Raw genomic sequence first — 19140 nt, forward strand, 5'->3', positions numbered from 1 at the left:
CACGTACCGCCCCCCGCGACAGGCTGCAAGCCGCCTGCGTCAGGTCCGCAGACTACCGCCGGTCGCCTTCGTGACGCTTGCGACGACTTTTGCCGCGACCGCCTCGATCTCGGCGTCAGTGAGGGTCCGGTCGGTCGGTTGCAGGCGGACGCTGACCGCGACGGACTTCTTCCCGTCGCCCATCTGCGCTTCGGCCTTGGGACCGGCGAAGACGTCGAAGATGCTCGCGGCACCGATCAGAGATTTGTCGGCCGCGCGGACAGCTTTCAGGATCGCCTCTGCCTCAACGCGCGCATCGACGACGAAAGCGAAGTCACGCTCCACCGGCTGGAAGTCGGAGACGACGAGCGGCGGGCGGGTCGTCGTGCGGGTCTTCGGGAAGGGCACGGCTTCGAGGCGGATCGCGAAGGCGACGGCGGGACCCTTCACGTCGAGCTCCGCGAGCACCTTCGGGTGCAGTTCGCCGAAGACCGCGACCTTGGTCTTTGGCCCGAGGGAGAGGATGGCCGAGCGGCCCGGGTGGAACCAGCCGGGAACGTCGCGGCGGACCATCAGGCTCGCCGGTGCGCCGATGGCGGCGAGGGCCGCTTCGACGTCACGCTTGGCGTCCCAGAGGTCGACGGGGCGGCGGGTGCCCATGGGATCGCGTGGCGCGGTCGCGCCGACGCGGATCCCGCAGGCGAAGAGCATCTGCTCCCCCGGCTCGCCGCCCGGGAAGCCCGGGCCGATCTCGAAGAGCGCGAGATCCGCGAAGCCGCGCGCCTGATTGCGGGCCGCGGCACGCAGCAGTCCCGGCAGCAGGTTCGGCCGCAGGTGGCTCATCTCGGAACTGATCGGATTTTCGAGGCGGACTTCCTCGGCACCGCCGCCGAAGAGTTCGGCCGCCTTGCGGTCGATGAAGCTGTAGGTGACGCACTCGTTGAAGCCGAGGGCGGCGATGCGACGACGGGCATCGCGCTCGCGGCGCTGCATCGGCGACATGATCGGCCGGGCAACGCCGGCCGGCCGGGTGAGCGGCTTGCCTTCGAGCTTGCTGAGCGAGGCGACGCGGGCGATTTCCTCGACGATGTCGGCGTCACCGAGGATGTCCGGGCGCCAGCTCGGCGGGATCGCCTCCCGGCCGTCGACGGCGAAGCCGAGCGCTTCGAGGATGCGCACCTGCTCGGCCTCGGGGATCTCCATGCCGACGAGGCGGACGACGCGCTCCGGGTCGAAGCGGTGGCGGCGCCCGGTGGCGGGGACCGCGCCGGCGATCTCGACATCGGAGGGCTCGCCGCCGCAGATGTCGAGGATGAGGCGCGTCGCGAGTTCGAGGCCGACGGGCGTGAAGGCCGGGTCGATGCCGCGCTCGAAGCGATAGCGCGCATCCGAGGTGGCGTTCAGCCGCCGTCCGGTGCGGGCGGTGCGGATCGGGTCGAAGTACGCGGCTTCGATGAAGACGTTCGTCGTCAGTTCCGTGGCGCTGGTGCGCAGGCCGCCCTTGATGCCGCCGATGCTGTCCGGGCCGGTGGCGTCGGCGATCACCGTCTCGGTGCCGTCGAAGGTGTAGTCCTTGCCGTCGAGAGTGCGCAGCGTCTCGCCCGAGCGGGCAAGGCGCACGGTGAGCGGACCGTTGAGCTTGTCGGCGTCGAAGACGTGGAGCGGCCGATTGCGGTCGAAGGTGAGGAAGTTGGTGATGTCGACCAGCGCCGAGATGGGCCGGAGGCCGATGGCGCGCAGTCGCTCCTGCAACCACTGCGGCGAGGGGCCGTTCTTCACGCCGCGGATCAGGCGGCCGGCGAAGAGCGGACAGGCTTCGGTCGCCACGTCGGGTGCGAGATAGACGGCGACGGGGCAGGGGAAGGTGCCGGGGACGGGCTCGATGGCCGGCGTCCTGAGCTGTCCGAGGCCGCGCGCGGCGAGATCGCGGGCGATACCGGCGATGCCGAGGGCGTCCGGGCGGTTCGGGGTAACGGCGATCTCGATCACCGGATCGAAGGCGCGGACGTCGATGTAGCGAGCGCCCACGGGTGCGTCGGGGCTGAGTTCGACGATGCCGGAGTGCTCGTCGGAGAGCTCCATCTCGCGCTCGGAGAGCATCATGCCGTGGCTCTCGACGCCGCGGATCTTGCCGACCTTGATGGTGGTGTCGATGCCGGGGATGTAGTCGCCGGGCTTCGAGACGACGACCTTGATGCCGGCGCGGGCGTTCGGTGCGCCGCAGACGATCTGCGTCTCGCCGTCGACGGTCATGACGCGGCAGACCCGGAGGCGATCCGCGTCCGGGTGCGGCGTGGCGTCGAGTACCTCGCCGACGGTGAAGGCGGCCAGCCGCGCGGCGGGGTCCGTCACGCCCTCCACCTCGAGGCCGAGGTCGGTGAGCGCAAACGTGATGTCCTCGAGCGAGGCGGAGGTGTCGAGGTGCTCCTTGAGCCAGGCGAGGGTGAACTTCATCGGTGGCGTGCCCCGGGTCTTGCGATAGGTCGCGGACATACGGGATGGGCCGCGGAAGGGAAAGCCCCGAGTTCCACGGACTCCGTGGGCGGGGCCGGGTGGCTCAGATGATGAGGAAGTCCGCGGCGCCGAGCGCGGGATGGTCGGTCAGCGTGGCGATGTGGACGGCAGGTCCGCGGCGCCATCCGTCGGCGTCGTAGAAGATCTCTCCCGACGTGGTGTCGTAGAGGATACGGTCATTGGGATCGTGGGCGATGCCGGAGGTGCTGGCGTGGAAGGCGGCGGCCCGGAGCACGCCGGGGCGGAGCGACGAGAAGATCGCGTCATCGAGGGCGATTGAATCCGCGCGGGCGTCGAAGTCGGTGATGGTGTCGACGTTGCCGGGCCCGGGGCGGCGATCGAAGACGAAGGTATCGGCGCCGGCTCCGCCGGTCAGGCGGTCGCTGCCGAGGCCGCCGGAGAGAAAGTCCGCGCCAGCGCGGCCGACAAGGACGTCGTTGCCGGCGTTTCCGTAGAGATGGTCGGCGCCGGGGGTGCCGAGGATGCGGTCGTTTCCGGCGAGCCCCGCCATCATGTGCAGGGCGCCGGCGTTGAGGCGGTCGTTTCCGGCGGTGCCGCTGCCGAAGGTGCGGGCAGCGATGCCTTCGTCCTCGCCGTCGTTGCCGTAGGAGGTCCAGGTGGCGGCGAAGCCGCCGCCGGTGAGCGCGGCGAGGCGCGGCGCCTCCTGCTCTTCCCACCGGTATTCGGCAAGGTTGAACACGCTGCTGAGCGCGCGCCCGTTCGCGTCGAAGATGCGTCCGACCACGTCGTCGTAGGCGTCGAGGGTGCCTGATTGTTGCCAGGCAACGACGATCTCGCCGGTGACGAGCTGCACCACGTCGGCGTTCCGGGGCACGGAGTCGATGAAAGCGACGTCGATGACCCGGGAGGTTGCGTTGCCGCGTGCGTTGAAGAGCTGGAGGGTGAAGCCGAAGGAGGACGGGTCGCTCAGGTGGTCGCCGAGCCGGGTTTCGTTGTGGACGAGCGCAAAACCACCGGTCGACAGCCCGGTCGCGGCCGCTTCGTCGCCTCCGGCAGCGACGCGGAAGTCATCGCGGATCACGCGGCCACTCGGCGACAGGATCGTGGCATAGGTATCGTGGAGAGTGACGGGCTCGGTCTTGTAGAAGCTGAGCTGCCAGGAGACGAGCAGATTGCCGTTGGCGAGGGTGACGATTTCGGCGTCGTCCTGAGTGTGGCGGGGATGGCCGCTGATGGCGAAATCTTCGCCGATCGGCTGGCCGTTCCGGCCGATCCACCGCCCGTAGATGCGGTCGTCGAACGACCCGGCAGACGGATCGGTGCCGGAGAATACCGCCAGCTGCCGGCCGGTGGGGGAAGTGGCGACGTCGACGATGCGGATGTCGTCGAGACCAATGCTGTCGGCGTTCCAGACCCCGCGCGAGGCGCCGCTCCCGGTGAAGCTCGCGGCGGCGGCGGCCTTCTGGCCGAGAATGCCATCGTTCGAGTGAGCGAAGACGATGGTGTGGCCGCCGTCGGGCAGAGCCGTGATGTGGGGATCGACCGATGCGCCGTCCGGCGTGCCGTAGACGACCGATTCGGCGGTGATGGCACGGGCGCCGGCGTCGAAGCTGCGGGACGCCACGTAGGTCGTGTCGTAGTCGTCGGTCTGAAGGTAGCTGTCCCAGGTCAGGATGAAACCGCCGTCGGCAGTGGCGGCGATGTCCGGGTGCTCCTGACCCACAGCGGTGATCTGGTTGGCAATGATCTCGCGCGACATGGGCAAGCTCCCCCCGAAGCATCCACCGGTCCCATTGTTGGATGCTGTTGTCGGGACGGTCAACCGGGGGAGGCGGGTCGGCGGATGGATGAGTGATTGCACGCTATGATTTAGCTATTGACACAGCGATCTCCCCAAGGTATATAAAGGGCAAGCTGGAAGAAGTGGGTCGGCAGGCGCGAGAACGCGGCCTGCCGTTTGCTTTTTTCGCCCGGGCGGAGCAGCCAGGGCATCTTCACTCTAATGACGACCGCAGCTTTCGACCGGGGCGCTTCCACCAGCATGCTGGAGGCGTCCCTTGAGTTGTACCGTGATCTGTCCGTGGCGTTGCGCGGGTTGATCACGAGACTGAAGGCGGACGCCGGCATGACCGCCGGCGACGCCAAGGAAACCGGGAAGGAGGTGGAGTCCGCTCTCGCCTCCCACCGCAAAGCCCTGCAGACGGTCCTTGATCTCGAGGCGAGTTTTGGAAAGCGAAAGCAGGCGTGGGCCGACGGGGCGAGCGAACTCGACCTCGATGCCGCACGCGCAGAAATCGCTGAGAGACTTGCTGTCTGGCTTGCCGAAGGGTGAGCTGGCGGCGTTTCTCAACGGCTTGAGTCCGAATGCCCTCCTCTCGCTCCCCTGGCTCTTCGAGCATTGGGCGATCGAGGGGCATCAACTGCCTCCCGAGGGAGACTGGACGACCTGGGTCATCCTGGGCGGCCGGGGGGCAGGCAAGACCCGCGCGGGTTCAGAATGGATCCGCGCGATGGTCGAAGGGGGCAAGCCGGGCGACCCGGGGCGGATGTCCCGGGTCGCCCTGGTTGGCGATACGATCGACGACGCACGCGAGGTGATGGTCTTCGGGCCATCCGGCATCCTCGCGTGCTCGCCGCCTGATCGGCGGCCAGACTGGCAGGCGAGCCGGAAGCGGCTCGTCTGGCCGAACGGCGCGGTGGCGCAGGTCTTCTCCGCGTCGAACCCGGAAAGCCTGCGCGGCCCGCAATTTGACGGCGCCTGGTGCGACGAGGTCGGCAAGTGGAAGAAGGCGGAGAGCACCTGGGACATGCTGCAACTCGGGCTTCGGCTCGGGGAGCAGCCACGGGCGCTCGTCACCACGACGCCGAAGACGACGGCGTTCCTGCAGTCGCTCGTCGCGGCGAAGGGCACCGTGCTGACCCGCGCCTCGACGGCGGCGAACCGGATGCATCTCGCGAAGGGCTTTCTCGAGACGGTGCTCGGCAGATTTGCCGGAAGCAGGGTTGAGCGGCAGGAGCTTGACGGTGAGTTCGTGACGGATGTCGACGGGGCGCTCTGGACCTGGGACATGATCGAGGCGACCCGGGTGCCCTCCGAGGGTGAGTCGGACAGGATCATCGTGGCGGTCGACCCGTCCATGACGAAGGACGGCGACATCTGCGGAATCGTGGTCGTCGGCGTGCGGCAGCAGGGAACGCCGCATCACTGGACTGCGGAGGTGATTGCCGATCACAGCTTGCCGGCGTCGCCGCGGGACTGGGTGGATCGCGCGATTGCGGTCTATCACGAATATGGCGCGGACCGGATGGTCGCCGAGGTCAATCAGGGCGGCGACATGGTGGCGACGATGGTTCGGGGAACCGATCCCTCGGTTCGGATCGCTTCGGTCAGGGCGACCAAGGCAAAGTCGGTGCGGGCCGAGCCCGTGGCGCTGCTCTACGAGCAGGGGCGGGTGCGGCACCGGCACGTCTTTCGCGCGCTCGAGGATCAGATGACGGCGATGACGGTCAAGGGCTTTCGCGGCAAGGGGAGCCCGGATCGGGTGGATGCGCTGGTCTGGGCGCTCACCGAACTCATTGTCTGGCCGGCGCACGAGTGGCGTGCAGGCGGCCCGGCGATCAGGGCGCTCTGACGTCGCAAGGGCGTATCGGCGTTCTCGTTGGGGCCGAGCCGGACGCACCGTCTTTCGGCCGTGGCAATTCAGGAGCCAAGCGTATGGTGTTGCGAATGTTCCGGTCCGCTCACGCGGAGTCGCCGGAGCGAAAGGCGTCGGCGGCTGCAAGCTCGCCTGTGGTCGCATTTCAGGGTGCCGGACGGGCGGCATGGTCGTCTCGCGATGTGGGCACGCTGACGCGGATCGGCTTCCTGGGAAACCCGGTGGCCTTTCGATGCGTCAAGGTGATTGCGGAGGCGGCGGCGGCGGTCCCGGTCGTGGCGCAGGACGCCGACCGGCGTTTCGATGTGCATCCGGTGATTGATCTCTTGGCCGCGCCGAACCCGGGGCAGGGCGGCGCCGCACTGATGGAAGCGTTCTACGGCAACCTGCTGATCTCCGGAGACGGGTATCTTGAAGCCGCGGGGATCGTCGAGTCGGGCGGCCCGCGCGAGCTTTACGCGTTGCGCTCGGACCGGATGAAGGTCGTGCCCGGGCCGGACGGCTGGCCGGTTGCCTACGAGTACAGTGCGGGCGGGCGGAAGCATGTCTTTGACATGCGGGCCGAGCGGGTGCCGGTTCTGCACGTTAAGGCGTTCCATCCGCAGGACGATCACTACGGATTGACACCGTTGGCGGCGGCCGCGGCCGCAATCGACGTGCACAATTCGGCGGCCACCTGGTCGAAGGCGCTGCTCGACAATGCGGCGCGGCCGTCCGGGGCGATCGTCTATCGGGGCGTGGACGGGCAGGGCGCACTCGGCTCAGACCAGTACGCGAGACTCGTCGAGGAACTCGAGACGCACCATCAAGGGGCGCGGAATGCCGGGCGGCCGATGCTGCTCGAGGGTGGGCTCGACTGGAAGCCCATGGGGTTCTCGCCGTCGGACATGGAGTTTCACCGCACGAAGGAGGCGGCCGCCCGGGACGTGGCGCTGGCTTTCGGGGTTCCACCGATGCTTCTCGGCCTGCCCGGCGACAACACTTACGCGAACTATTCCGAGGCGCACCGGGCGTTCTATCGGCTGACGGTGCTGCCGCTCGTCGCCAAGACGCTGGCGGCGCTGTCTGGGTGGCTGCCCGGGTTCTACGGTGCCGGATTCCAGCTCAAGGTGGACGAGGACAATGTTCCGGCGCTTGCCGAGGAGCGCGAGGCGCTCTGGCGGCGGATCAGTGACGCGGGCTTCCTGAGCGAAGGCGAGAAGCGGCAGTTGCTCGGGTTGCCGAAGGTTCAGGGGGAGTGATGCGTGGCCACGGTTCGCGGCGGCGGCTCGCGCTTCTTGTATGAGCCCTTCGACGTCAATTCGGCGCGGATCGAGGTTCACGAGAGAATTCAGGAAGAACGCTGGGGGCAGCTTGAGAGGCGGCTCCTGCACATCGAGGTTTCGCTCGATCGGCTGGAGAAGCGGATCTGGCTCGCGGTCTACGGCGCGGCGTCGCTGATCCTTGTCGACATCGCCTACGGGCTGCTGTCGATGTCCACATCCTGAGGGAAGGTTGGAGATGAGCTATCGGAGTGGCGGGTCCTGCCCGCTCGAGACGAAGTTCTGCAGCTTCGACGGCGCGCTGGCGCTGACCGAGGGGGCAGCGATCGCGGGGTATGCGAGCCTTTTCGGTGCCGCGGATCAGGGCGGGGACGTGGTGCAGGCAGGTGCCTATTCGGTTTCGCTGCGGCGGCTCGCCACGGCGGGGTCGGGTGTGAAGATGCTGTGGCAGCACGATCCGACGAAGCCGATCGGCGTGTGGGATGAAGTGCGTGAGGACGCGCGCGGTCTCTACGTGAAGGGGCGGCTGCTCCTCGACGTGCAGGCCGGGCGTGAGGCGCATGTGCTTATGGAAGCGGGTGCCATCGACGGGCTGTCCATCGGCTACCGCACGGTGCGTGCGGAAAAGACGGCCGGAGGTCGGCGGCTCCTGCACGAGATCGAGCTCTGGGAGGTGTCGCTCGTCACCTTCCCGATGCTCCCCGAAGCGCGGGTAGGGGCCGATTCCGTCGACCTCGATCCCGATCTGGCGCGGACCCTGGCGGAGACCTTCCGCGAGGCGAGGCAGATGCTGGCGTGAGACGCCATCTGGAAGCTCAAGGAAAGGCATCGATGCAGAACGCTGACGCGAAACCGGAGGCGAGCGCCGCCGGTCATGGCGCCCTGGAGGTCAAGGCGGCAATCGCCGGTTTCCTTGGGGAATTCAACTCATTTCAGTCCGAAGTGAAAGCAAAGATCAAGGAACAGGAAGCCCGTCTGGCCATGCTCGACCGCAAATCAATCGCCATGTCCCGCCCCCCGCTCGCGCGTGCTGCCGAGGATGCGCCCCACAAGAAGGCCTTCGGCGCTTACCTCCGTTCGGGGGAAGAGGGCGCGCTGCGCGGCCTTGGCGTCGAGGAAAAAGCGATGTCGACGGCGGTGGCCGCCGACGGCGGCTATCTCATCGACCCGCAAACGGCGGCGGACATCGTCGGGGTGCTGCGCTCCTCGGCATCGCTTCGCACGATCGCGAACGTGGTGACGGTCGAGGCAAGTGCCTTCGATGTGCTGGTCGACCACACCGACATCGGCTCTGGCTGGGCGACGGAGACGTCTTCGGTGGCCGAGACCGGGACGCCGCAGGTGGACCGGATTTCCATTCCGCTCCACGAGCTTTCGGCGCTGCCGAAGGCGAGCCAGCGGCTGCTCGACGACTCGGCTTTCGATGTGGAGGGTTGGCTAGCCCAGCGGATCGCCGACAAGTTCAGCCGGGCGGAGGCTGAAGCCTTCGTGAAGGGCGACGGCGTCGACAAGCCGACGGGGTTTCTGAAGTATCCCAAGGTCGACAATGACCTCTTTGCCTGGGGCTCGCTCGGCTACGTGCCGACCGGTGCAGCCGGGGACTTCAGTGCGACGGAACCGGCGGATGCGGTTGTCGATCTGGTTTATGCGCTCGGCGCGCGCTACCGGGCGAACGCGACCTTCGTGATGAACTCGAAGACCGCCGGCGCCGTGCGCAAGATGAAGGACGCGGACGGTCGGTTTCTCTGGTCGGACGGGCTCGCGGCCGGGGAGCCGGCGCGGCTCATGGGCTATCCGGTGCTGATCGCCGAGGACATGCCGGACATCGCGGCGAACGCCTATGCGATTGCCTTCGGTGACTTCCGCGCGGGGTACACCGTGGCGGAGCGGCCTGACTTGCGGATCCTGCGTGATCCGTTCTCGGCCAAGCCGCACGTGCTCTTCTACGCGACGAAGCGGATCGGCGGTGACGTCTCCGATTTTGCCGCGATCAAGCTTCTGAAGTTCGCGACGGCCTGAGGCCGCGCCGCAGGGATCCGGTCCCGGGCGACCGGGGGCGGTGGCACACCCCCGCATCTTTCCAGTCTGCTGCTCCTCCCTCCGCTCGGGCGGTGCGGGGGTGTGCTTTTGAGTATCGTCGGGCGCCGGGGCAGCCGCGCGTCCGACCCCGTGCCGCCGAGAGGCGGTCAGCAGGAGTGAGCAATGATCTTGACTGAAGTCGCCGCCGTTCCGGCGACGGCGCTGCCAGTGCGCGCGTTTGCCGGGCATTTGCGGCTCGGGACCGGCTTTGCCGACGACGGCTCGCAGGACGTGGTGCTCGAACTCTACCTTCGCGCGGCCATGGCGGCGATCGAGGCGCGGCTGGGGCGGGTGCTTCTCGCCCGGAGCTTCGTCTGGACGGTGGAGCGCTGGCGCGAGGACACCAGTCAGGCGCTACCGGTGGCGCCGGTGCGGCTGATCGAGAGCGTGATGCTCGCGGACGCCGAGGGAAATGAGACGGCGGTCGATGCGCTGGCCTGGTCGTTGCTGCGCGATGCGCAGCGTCCGCGGCTGGTCGGACGCTTTGGCCGAAACCTGCCGCGCATCCCGCGGGGCGGGTCGGCGACGGTGCGCCTTGTCGCGGGGTTTGGCGCGGTCTGGGACGAGGTGCCGGGGGACTTGCAACAGGCGGTGTTCCTGCTGGCAGCGCACTACTACGAGATACGGGCCGAAGCGGGAACGCCGGCAGGGTGGATACCGTTCGGGGTTCTCGCGCTGATCGAGGCATATCGGGCCACCCGGATCGGGGGCATGTCGTGAGTGGCGCGGAGCTGTCACGACGGCTGACGCTTGAGGAGCGGGTGGCGATACCCGACGGAGCGGGGGGCAACATCGTTGATTGGCGGGCACTCGGCGCGGTCTGGGCCGAAGTGAGGCCGAGGTTCGCGCGTGAGGCGTTCGTCGGCGCTCAGCCGCGGGCCAGGGTGACCTATCGCATCATCGTGCGGTCGGTGCCGTATGGCGGGGCCTCCCGGCCGCGGCCGGATCAACGGTTCCGCGATGGCGCGCGGGTATTCGACATTCTGAGCGTGGCCGACCGGGACCACCGCTTTCTCGAGATCCTCGCGGAGGAGGGGCCGGCGCAATGAGCTATCTTTTCGGAGCCGGATTGCAGGCCCGCATCTACGAACGGCTTGCGAGCGATGCGACGCTCGCGGGGCTCGTCGGGACGGCAATTCATGACGGGATGCTGAAGCCGGGGCCTGATGGGGCCGCGCGAGACTACGTGATACTTGGCGACGAGACTGTTCGCGCGAACGACACCAAGACGAGCGTCGGTGCGATCCACGATTTCACGGTGACGGTGCATTCGGCGCGTGACGGGTTCGAGACGGCAAAGCGGATCGCTGCCGCGATCTGTGCGTGCCTCGTTGATGCGCCCCTGCCGGTCGAGGCCGGGCGGCTCGTGGCGCTGCGGTTCCTGCGCGCCGGCGCCGAGCGCGGGCCGGCGCCAGAGAAACGCAAGATTTCCATGCGGTTCCGCGCCGTCCTGGATGCAGCCGACTGATTTCGGAAAGGATAAGACGATGGCAGCCCAGAGAGGCAAGGATCTGCTCCTGAAGCTCGACATGGGGAGCGGGAGGTTCGAGACCGTCGCCGGGCTTCGGGCAACGCGGCTCACGTTCAACGCGGAGACCGTGGACGTGACGAACCTCGGCAGCGAGGGCCGGTGGCGCGAGCTGCTGGCTGGCGCGGGCGTGCGAAGCGCCGCGATCAGCGGGTCGGGCGTGTTTCGCGACGAGGCGACTGATGAGCGGACGCGGGCGCTGTTCTTCGCGGGGGAGACGCCGCGGGCTCGGGTGATCGTGCCCGACTTCGGTGTTATCGAGGGTCCGTTCCAGATCACGTCGATCGAATACTCCGGCCAGCACGATGGGGAGGCTGTCTACGAGATCGCCTTGTCGTCGGCGGGAGCGCTGAGTTTCGCGGCGATCTGATGGCCAATCCGTGGCGAGGTGAAGTCGAGCTTGTCGTCGACGGCGAAGCGCGGGTGATGCGCCTGAGCCTGGCGGCGCTCGCGGAGCTTGAGGCGCGTCTCGGGGCGCAATCGCTGATCGAGGTGGTGGAGCGGTTCGAAACCGGGACGTTCCGGGTCGGAGATCTGATCGCGATTCTGCGCGCCGGGCTTGGAGGCGGCGGGTGGAGGGTGTCGGAGGAGGCGCTCTCGGAGGCCGAGATCGCCGGCGGGCCGCTCGAGGCAGCGCGGGCCGCGGCACGGCTTCTGAAGCTCACGTTCGTGCTGCCGGGAGAGTCGGGATGAAGCGGATTGCCTGGGCGGGACTGATGCGGCTTGGCCTGTTGCGGCTCGGGCTCGCGCCGGAAGTGTTCTGGGGGCTCACCCCGGCGGAAATCATGGTCATGGCGGGTGAGAGCGAGGCGTCACCGGCGATGGACCGAACCGGGTTTGCCGAGCTGGCGGCCCGGTTCCCCGATGACGGGCAGGCGGGATAGCGGGAGCGGAGATGGCAGAATTCGACGATGACCTCTCGCAGGCCGAGGGGCGGTTTCTCGGGCTGCAGAGCACCCTCTCGGGACTCGAAGGTGTGGCAGGTGCCTTTCAGCGCGAACTCGACGGGGTGCAGGGGAGCATGAAGGCGGCCGGGCGCGAGGCGATCGGCATGTCTACGTCGGTCACAACCTCAATCCGCAAGGCGTTCGAGGGCGTGATCTTTGACGGTGAGAAGCTGTCGGACGCCCTGGCGAGCGTCGGGCGGAGTCTATCGTCATCCGTGCTGAACTCGGCGCTGCAGCCGGTTCAGGGCGCGGTGAACTCGGCGGTTGGCGGTGGGCTTTCGTCGCTCCTGAGCGGGTTCCTTCCGTTCGCGAACGGCGGGGCATTCTCGGGCGGGCGGATAGCCGCGTTCGCGCGTGGGGGCGTGGTGGACGGACCGACGCATTTCCCGATGCGCGGTGGCGTCGGGCTGATGGGCGAGGCGGGGCCCGAGGCGATCATGCCGCTGGCGCGCGGCTCGGATGGCAAGCTCGGGATCCGTGGTGCCGGCGGGTCGGGCGGAGCCGTGCATGTGACGATGAACATTTCGACGCCCGACGTCTCGGGCTTTCAGCGATCGCAGACGCAGATCGCGGCGGAGATGACCCGCGCGATCCAGCGCGGTCGCCGCAATCTCTGAGCGGAGGCAGCGATGAACTTTCACGAAGTCCGATTTCCCGCGGCCTTGTCGGTCGGCTCGAGCGGTGGGCCGGAGCGGCGAACGGAGATCGTTACGCTGAGCAACGGATTTGAGGAGCGGAACTCGCCCTGGGCTCATTCGCGTCGGCGCTATGATGCTGGGCTCGGTGTGCGCTCTCTCGACGATCTGGCGGAAGTGATTGCGTTCTTCGAGGCGCGGCATGGGCAGCTTCACGGGTTTCGCTGGAAGGACTGGACGGACTTCAGGTCGTGTCTTCCTTCCGGGCAGATCGCTGCATTCGATGAGCCTTTGGGGGTCGGGGACGGACTGGTGACGAAGTTCCTGCTGCGGAAGTCGTACGTGTCAGGATCGCAAAGCTATTTCCGGCCAATTGCGAAGCCCGTCCCCGGCAGCGTGCGCGTCGCGGTGGGAGGTGTCGAGCTCGATGAGGGGGGAGACTTTCTGCTCGATGCCACGGCCGGGGCGGTGAGTTTTGCCGTGGCGCCGGCTGAGGGGAGCATTGTGACCGCGGGGTTCGAATTTGATGTGCCGGTGCGTTTCGATGCCGATCGGATCGCGACCAGTCTTGCCGGGTTCGCTGCGGGGGAAGTGCCCTCGATCCCCGTGGTCGAGGTGCGAATCTGATGCGCGAAATCGATGCTCAGTTGCAGGCGCGGCTCGATGGAGGGGCCACGCGACACTGCCGTTGCTGGCGGGTGGACCGGGCGGACGGCACCGTGCTGGGCTTTACCGACCATGACCTCGACGTGACATTCGATGGGCTGGTGTTTCGAGCCGGCACGGGCATGAACGCGAGCGCGCTACAGACTTCCACGGGCCTGAGCGTCGACAATGCGCAGGCGACGGGCGCGCTGAGCGATGCGGCCATCAGCGAGGCGGACGTTCTTGCCGGGCGATACGACGGGGCGCGGATCCGGCACTGGCTCGTGGACTGGGAGCAGCCGGATCTCAGGGTGCTGCTGTTCGCTGGCACCTTTGGTGAGATCAAGCGGCAGGATCACGCCTTCGAAGTTGAGCTGCGCGGTTTGGCTGAGCCGCTGAATGCGCCGGTCGGTCGTTCAATCCTGCGGACCTGTGACCGGATGCTTGGGGACGCGAAGTGCGGCGTCGATGTGACGGCTCCGGAGATTGCCGGGGAAGGCCAGGTGATTGGCGGCGGGATCTGGGGGGCCGTGCTGGCGTCCGGGCTCGAGGGGTTCTCCGCTGGCTGGTTCACCCATGGCGCTCTGATCTGGATGACCGGGGAGAACGCTGGTCAGCGGCAGGCGATCAAGCTCGACAGATCGCTGGCCGCCGGACGAGAGCTGTGGCCGTGGCAGGCGGCCGGTCGCCCGATTGCGACAGGTGATCGTTTCCAGATCGTCGCCGGATGCGACAAGTCAGCCGGCGCCTGTCAGGTGAAGTTTCAGAATCTCATCAACTTCCGCGGGTTCCCCCATCTCCCTGGCGAAGATTGGGTGACGGCGTATCCGACCGATGGAGCTGTTCATGACGGATCAAGTCAGCAGGGGTGAGGCGATCGTCGGACGGGCGCGGGAGTGGCTCGGGACACCGTATCGGCATCAGGCGAGTTGCAGCGGAGCGGGTACCGACTGCCTCGGGCTGCTGCGGGGTGTCTGGCGGGAAACCGTGGGACCGGAGCCGGAAGGGGTTCCGAGCTACACCGCCGACTGGTCCGAGCCGGCTCAAAGCGAGGACCTGCTGGCTGCGGCGAGGCGCAATTTCGACGAGATCGGACGGGGCGAGATGCGACCCGGGGATGTCCTCGTGCTGCGCATGCGCGAGACCGGAGTGGCGAAGCATGTCGGGATTCTGGCGGAGACGCCTGCCGGGCTGCTCACGCTGGTCCACGCCTACTCGGGGCGTGGTGTCGTCGAGTCTTCCCTGACGCCGGCCTGGGTGCGGCGTATCGCCGGTGTCTTCCGGTTTCCTGGCGGGAGTGTCTGATGGCAACGCTTGTTCTCGCGGCGGCGGGTTCCGCGCTTGGTAGCGCAGTGGGCGGTTCCGTGGCCGGGCTTGGGGCGCTCGCTATCGGCAAGGCGGCGGGCGCAATGGTGGGCTCGGCCATCGACCAGCGGATACTCGGCGGTGGATCGGCACCAGTCGAGGCCGGCCGCGTCGATCAGTTTCGAGTGATGGGGTCGAGCGAAGGCACCGCTCTGCCGAGGGTCTTTGGTCGTAACCGGATTGCTGGGCAGGTGATCTGGTCCAGCCGCTTTCTCGAGCACGTCAGCACCGAAAGTGTTGGCGGCAAAGGCGGTGGTGCGAGTGTCCGGGAGTACAGCTATTCGATCAGCCTCGGCATCGCCCTCTCGGAGGGTGTGCTGTCGCGGATCGGGCGCATCTGGGCGGACGGGCAGCCGGTCGATCAGTCGGACATGACGCTCCGGCTTCACCCGGGCACGGATGACCAGCAACCCGATCCGCTCATCGAGGCGGTCGAGGGGGTGGGACGCGCGCCGGCGTACCGCGGGACGGCATACGTGGTGATCGAGGACCTCGATCTCACGCCTTACGGCAACCGGATCCCTCAGTTCAACTTCGAGGTCTTTCGCCTGCCACCGGAGGGGCTCGAGGGGGTGGCTCGCTCTCCGGCGTTCGACATCCGGGGCGTGGCGCTGGTTCCGGGAACCGGCGAGTACTCACTCGCGACGGAACCTGTCTATCTCCGGCGAGGACAGGCCGACAGCGCGGTTGCCAATGTTCACAATGACCGGGGCGTCCCTGATCTGCTCGCGTCGACATCGCATCTGATATCCGAGCTGCCCGCGGTTCAATCGGTGTCCCTGGTGGTGACGTGGTTCGGGGACGATCTTCGATGTGGCCGGTGTCGGCTCGCTCCGGCCGTGGAGCAGGGCGGGAGCGACGGCGACCCGATGCCGTGGGTGGTCGGTGGGCTGCCGCGCGACGAGGCGCGGACGGTGAGCGTTGTTGATGGTCGACCGGCGTTCGGCGGAACGCCGGCAGACCGTTCGGTGCTTCAGGCGATTGCGCATCTGCGCGAGCAGGGCCTGAGGGTCGTGTTCTACCCGTTCATCCTGATGGACGTTCATGCGGGCAACGTGCTCGGCGATCCGTGGTCCGGTGCAGCCGGCCAGCCCGCCGTGCCGTGGCGGGGGCGGATCACGCTGGATCGCGCGCCGGGTACCTCGGGGAGTTCCGACAAGACGCCCGAGGCGGCTGCCGAGGTGGCGGCGTTCTTCGGGACGGCAACGGTGGAGGATTTCGTCCGGCAGGACGATACGGTGCTCTATGCTGGCCCGGACGAGTGGACCTATCGCCGCTTCATCCTGCACTATGCCCATCTCTGCGCGGTGGCGGGCGGCGTGGACGCATTCTGCATCGGCAGCGAGATGCGCGGCCTCACGCAGATTCGGAGTTCGGCGGACGCCTATCCGGCAGTGGAGGCGCTATGTACGCTGGCGGCGGATGTGCGATCCATTCTCGGGGAGCAGGTAAAGCTTGGCTATGCCGCGGACTGGTCCGAGTATTTCGGGCATCAGCCCGCGGATGGGTCTGGTGACGTGCTCTTCCACCTCGATCCGTTGTGGTCTTCCGATGACGTGGATTTCATCGGAATCGACAACTACATGCCGCTTTCCGATTGGCGGGATGGCGAAGGCCATGTGGATGCTTCAGCGGGGTCGATTTATGATCTTGAGTACCTCGGCGCAAATGTGGCGGGCGGCGAGGGGTTTGACTGGTACTACGCCAGCGCGGATGCGCGGGAGCGTCAGGAGCGGTTGCCAATCATCGACGGTGCTCATGGGGAGCATTGGGTCTTTCGCTACAAGGACCTGATTGGCTGGTGGTCGAACCCGCATCGCAACCGGGTCGGGGGCGTGCGCGCCGCGGTCCCGACGACATGGCGGCCGAAGTCGAAGCCGATCTGGTTCACCGAGCTTGGATGTCCGGCGGTCGACAAGGGAACGAACCAGCCCAACGTCTTTCACGACCCGAAATCTTCGGAGAGCTTCTTTCCATATCACTCATCCGGTGCACGCGATGATCTCATTCAGCGCGCGTATTTGCAGGCAACGTTCCGGCATTGGGCCGACGCCGCGAAGAATCCCGTATCGGACGTCTACCCGGGGCGGATGGTGGACATGGCGCACGCGCATGTCTGGGCGTGGGACGCGCGTCCCTGGCCGGACTTTCCTGATCGTCTCGAGACCTGGGTTGATGGCGACAACTACACGCGCGGGCACTGGCTGAACGGCCGCATCAGTTCGTCGAGTCTTGGCGAAGTCGTTTCCGAGATTTGCCTTCGAGCCGGTATCGAGGCGCCAGACGTCGCCCGGCTGCATGGTCTGGTGACGGGCTACCAGATCGGTGCGGTGGAGAGCGGCCGGCAGAGCTTGCAGCCGCTCATCGTGGCACATGGTCTGGACAGCTTTGCCGTGGGCGAGACGATGCGTTTTGTGAGTCGTGGCGGCGAGGCTGTGCGGGAGGTCTCGGCTGCTGGTTGCGTCGTGAACGGGGCCCAGCCGGTGATTTCGCTGAGCCGGGCGCCAGCGCTCGAGACTGCCGACCGCGTCACGCTCGGTTTCGTGCGAGCTGACAATGACTATCAGGTCGGGGCGGCTTCGGCGTTGGCGCCAGAGGCAAGCGAGCCGCGGGCTGAGCAGACCTCCGTGCCGCTGGTCATGCGCGAGGAGGAAGGGAGAGCGCTTGCAGCGCGGCTCCTGAGCGAAGGTCGGGTCGCGCGGGACGGATTGTCCTGCGCCTTGCCGCCGTCGGCCATGGAACTGACCCTGGGCGACGTGTTGGCATTCCGCAGCGCAGACGCAGAGCTTCGATTTCGGATCGACCGGATCGAGGATGCCGGCGCCCGCATGGTGAGCGCGACGAGGATCGAGCGGCAGGTCTATGTGCCGGCGCCCGTGGTGAGCTCGGTCAGTTCCTCGCGGCACATCGCGGCGCCGTTGCCTGTCACCGCGACCTTTCTCGATCTGCCGATATTGCGGGGAGACGAGGATCCGGCGTCCCCACATCTGGCGGTATCCCGATCGCCCTGGGCCGGGCCGGCCGCCGTCTATTCGGCAAAGAGCGATGCGGGATACGTGCTTGATCGGCAGGTGCGGCGGCCGGCCACCATCGGCACGTTGCTGGACCGGCTTCCAGTCGCGCGTCCCGGACTATGGATGCCGCAGGAGGTGAGGGTCAGACTACTGGCGGGTAGCCTGCAGAGCCGGGAGGAGGCGGACGTGCTCGGGGGCGAGAACGCGGCCGCCCTGCGGAACGGCGGCTCCGGGAATTGGGAGGTCATCCAGTTCCGGACCGCGACGCTGATCGGGCCGCAGGTCTACCAGCTCGGAGGACTACTGCGGGGACAGGCCGGAACCGACTGGCTCATACCGGACTCCTGGCCAGTGGGAACCGACTTCGTGGCGCTCGACGGGGCCGTCGAGCAGCTCATGGTCCCGGCATCGGTGCGCGGTGTGGAGCGCCACTATCGCATCGGCCCGGCGAGGCGGGCCTATGATGATCCGAGCTACGTTCACCTGACCGAAGCGTTCGAGGGGGTTGGCTTGCGGCCATATGCCCCCACGCACCTGAGCGCGGAGCGGCTTGCGGATGGCGGGCTTCGATTGGGGTGGACGCGACGCACCCGGATTGATGGCGACAGCTGGCAGGCGCTCGACGTTCCGCTCGGGGAGGAACGCGAGCAGTATCTCGTGCGGCTCCTGCAGGATGAGGCGGTGGTGCGCGAGGACGTTATCGACGTCACCCGGTTCATCTATTCCCGGGCCAGCCAGATCAGTGACGCGGATGTAGTGTCAGCGTTTGAAGTCGCGCAGATTTCGTCCCGCTTCGGTCCGGGACCTTTCCAAAGGATGCAGTTGAATGCCCAGAACCTCTGAGCTTTCGCTTCCCCTTGTCATGCCGGCTCAGGCGCAGAAGCATGTCACGGTCAATCAGGCGCTTGCGATTCTCGACACCGTCACTCAGCTGCGCGTGAAGGACTCGCTGACGACGACACCACCGCCATCGGCGGGAGACGGGGACGCCTTCCTCGTGCCGGCCGGCGCTGGGGGAGCATGGGCGGGAAAGGCGGGGATGATCGCTGCCTGGAGCAACGGGGGGTGGAGCTATCTGACGCCTCGACCGGGTTGGCGGGCGTGGGACGAGAGGTTGGCGGGCTGGCAGATGTTCGACGGGAGCGTCTGGGTGCCGAACGCTCTGGCGGTATCTGCGGGCGGCGCCCGGCTCTCGGCTCGTGTCCTTGAGTTCGATCATGAGATCGCAGCGGGTGCGACCAACCTGACCACCGTGCGGATCCCCGCCGGAGCGCAGGTGGTCGGACTGTCAGGCCGGGTGACAAGTGCGGTCGTCGGGGCGGGTATCACCGGTTGGCGCGCGGGTGTCACAGGATCGGACAATCGGTATGGATCCGGGCTCGGCCTGACGCGAAACTCCTATGTTGCCGGGTTGAGTGGCGCGCCGGTCACATACTACGCGGCAACGCCCGTTCTCTTGTCGGCGGAAGGGGGAGCGTTCGTTTCCGGGACGGTACGGCTCGCGCTGCATCTCCTGGAGATTTCGCCGCCCCGTGCCGTCTGAACGTGCGGTTTG

At 67.4% G+C, this 19140-nt stretch carries 20 protein-coding genes; 18 read left to right on the forward strand and 2 right to left on the reverse strand.

Features of this window, described 5'->3' with window-relative positions; all coding sequences use genetic code 11:
* Nucleotides 1-39 precede the first annotated feature (39 nt).
* On the reverse strand, nt 40-2433 hold the full coding sequence (gene pheT / locus HNP73_RS16920; RefSeq protein ID WP_184152700.1) for a phenylalanine--tRNA ligase subunit beta: 2394 nt from the start codon (nt 2431-2433) through the stop codon (nt 40-42).
* 103 nt (nt 2434-2536) lie between these two features.
* Nucleotides 2537-4213, reverse strand: coding sequence for a calcium-binding protein (locus HNP73_RS16925; RefSeq protein ID WP_184152315.1), 1677 nt, complete (start codon nt 4211-4213; stop codon nt 2537-2539).
* 282 nt (nt 4214-4495) lie between these two features.
* Between HNP73_RS16925 and HNP73_RS16930 the strand changes: the two genes are divergently transcribed.
* The 18 genes from HNP73_RS16930 to HNP73_RS17015 all read left to right on the forward strand — a co-directional run bounded on the left by HNP73_RS16930 (nt 4496) and on the right by HNP73_RS17015 (nt 19128).
* Nucleotides 4496-4786: a hypothetical protein gene (locus HNP73_RS16930; protein WP_221288728.1), complete on the forward strand. Its 291-nt coding sequence runs from the start codon at nt 4496-4498 to the stop codon at nt 4784-4786.
* Nucleotides 4773-6086 carry a DNA-packaging protein gene (locus HNP73_RS16935; protein WP_246399870.1) on the forward strand — a complete coding sequence of 438 codons (1314 nt, stop codon included), beginning with the start codon at nt 4773-4775 and terminating at the stop codon, nt 6084-6086. The genes HNP73_RS16930 and HNP73_RS16935 overlap by 14 nt, the downstream gene beginning before the upstream one ends.
* A gap of 83 nt (nt 6087-6169) precedes the next feature.
* A complete protein-coding gene (locus HNP73_RS16940; RefSeq protein ID WP_184152323.1) occupies nt 6170-7351 on the forward strand; it encodes a phage portal protein in 1182 nt (393 codons plus the stop codon).
* A 3-nt stretch (nt 7352-7354) separates the two neighbouring features.
* Complete coding sequence (locus HNP73_RS16945; RefSeq protein ID WP_184152326.1) at nt 7355-7597, forward strand: GTA head formation protein, RCAP_rcc01685 family; 243 nt, start codon at nt 7355-7357, stop codon at nt 7595-7597.
* 13 nt (nt 7598-7610) lie between these two features.
* Nucleotides 7611-8171, forward strand: a complete 561-nt coding sequence (locus tag HNP73_RS16950) for an HK97 family phage prohead protease (RefSeq protein ID WP_184152329.1) — start codon at nt 7611-7613, stop codon at nt 8169-8171.
* Between the two features lie 32 nt (nt 8172-8203).
* Complete coding sequence (locus tag HNP73_RS16955; protein WP_184152332.1) at nt 8204-9391, forward strand: phage major capsid protein; 1188 nt, start codon at nt 8204-8206, stop codon at nt 9389-9391.
* Between the two features lie 183 nt (nt 9392-9574).
* Nucleotides 9575-10171, forward strand: a complete 597-nt coding sequence (locus HNP73_RS16960) for a head-tail connector protein (protein ID WP_184152335.1) — start codon at nt 9575-9577, stop codon at nt 10169-10171.
* On the forward strand, nt 10168-10500 hold the full coding sequence (locus HNP73_RS16965; RefSeq protein WP_184152338.1) for a phage head completion protein: 333 nt from the start codon (nt 10168-10170) through the stop codon (nt 10498-10500). Before HNP73_RS16960 ends, HNP73_RS16965 begins: the two co-directional genes overlap by 4 nt.
* Nucleotides 10497-10919, forward strand: coding sequence for a DUF3168 domain-containing protein (locus HNP73_RS16970; protein WP_184152341.1), 423 nt, complete (start codon nt 10497-10499; stop codon nt 10917-10919). The genes HNP73_RS16965 and HNP73_RS16970 overlap by 4 nt, the downstream gene beginning before the upstream one ends.
* 19 nt (nt 10920-10938) lie before the next feature.
* A complete protein-coding gene (locus HNP73_RS16975; RefSeq protein WP_184152343.1) occupies nt 10939-11349 on the forward strand; it encodes a phage major tail protein, TP901-1 family in 411 nt (136 codons plus the stop codon).
* Nucleotides 11349-11672, forward strand: a complete 324-nt coding sequence (locus tag HNP73_RS16980; RefSeq protein WP_184152346.1) for a gene transfer agent family protein — start codon at nt 11349-11351, stop codon at nt 11670-11672. Before HNP73_RS16975 ends, HNP73_RS16980 begins: the two co-directional genes overlap by 1 nt.
* Nucleotides 11669-11863 (forward strand): phage tail assembly chaperone, encoded by a 195-nt coding sequence (locus HNP73_RS16985; protein ID WP_184152349.1) that lies wholly within the window; start codon nt 11669-11671, stop codon nt 11861-11863. Before HNP73_RS16980 ends, HNP73_RS16985 begins: the two co-directional genes overlap by 4 nt.
* Before the next feature lie 11 nt (nt 11864-11874).
* Nucleotides 11875-12543, forward strand: a complete 669-nt coding sequence (locus HNP73_RS16990; protein WP_184152352.1) for a phage tail tape measure protein — start codon at nt 11875-11877, stop codon at nt 12541-12543.
* A 12-nt stretch (nt 12544-12555) separates the two neighbouring features.
* Nucleotides 12556-13188, forward strand: coding sequence for a DUF2460 domain-containing protein (locus HNP73_RS16995; protein WP_184152355.1), 633 nt, complete (start codon nt 12556-12558; stop codon nt 13186-13188).
* Complete coding sequence (locus HNP73_RS17000; RefSeq protein ID WP_184152358.1) at nt 13188-14078, forward strand: DUF2163 domain-containing protein; 891 nt, start codon at nt 13188-13190, stop codon at nt 14076-14078. Before HNP73_RS16995 ends, HNP73_RS17000 begins: the two co-directional genes overlap by 1 nt.
* Complete coding sequence (locus tag HNP73_RS17005; protein WP_184152361.1) at nt 14053-14511, forward strand: NlpC/P60 family protein; 459 nt, start codon at nt 14053-14055, stop codon at nt 14509-14511. Before HNP73_RS17000 ends, HNP73_RS17005 begins: the two co-directional genes overlap by 26 nt.
* A complete protein-coding gene (locus HNP73_RS17010) occupies nt 14511-18428 on the forward strand; it encodes a baseplate multidomain protein megatron (protein ID WP_184152364.1) in 3918 nt (1305 codons plus the stop codon). Before HNP73_RS17005 ends, HNP73_RS17010 begins: the two co-directional genes overlap by 1 nt.
* Nucleotides 18412-19128 carry a DUF2793 domain-containing protein gene (locus HNP73_RS17015; protein ID WP_184152367.1) on the forward strand — a complete coding sequence of 239 codons (717 nt, stop codon included), beginning with the start codon at nt 18412-18414 and terminating at the stop codon, nt 19126-19128. The genes HNP73_RS17010 and HNP73_RS17015 overlap by 17 nt, the downstream gene beginning before the upstream one ends.
* Nucleotides 19129-19140 lie beyond the last annotated feature (12 nt).

This window comes from Amaricoccus macauensis (genome assembly GCF_014201905.1).
Classification (GTDB): domain Bacteria; phylum Pseudomonadota; class Alphaproteobacteria; order Rhodobacterales; family Rhodobacteraceae; genus Amaricoccus; species Amaricoccus macauensis.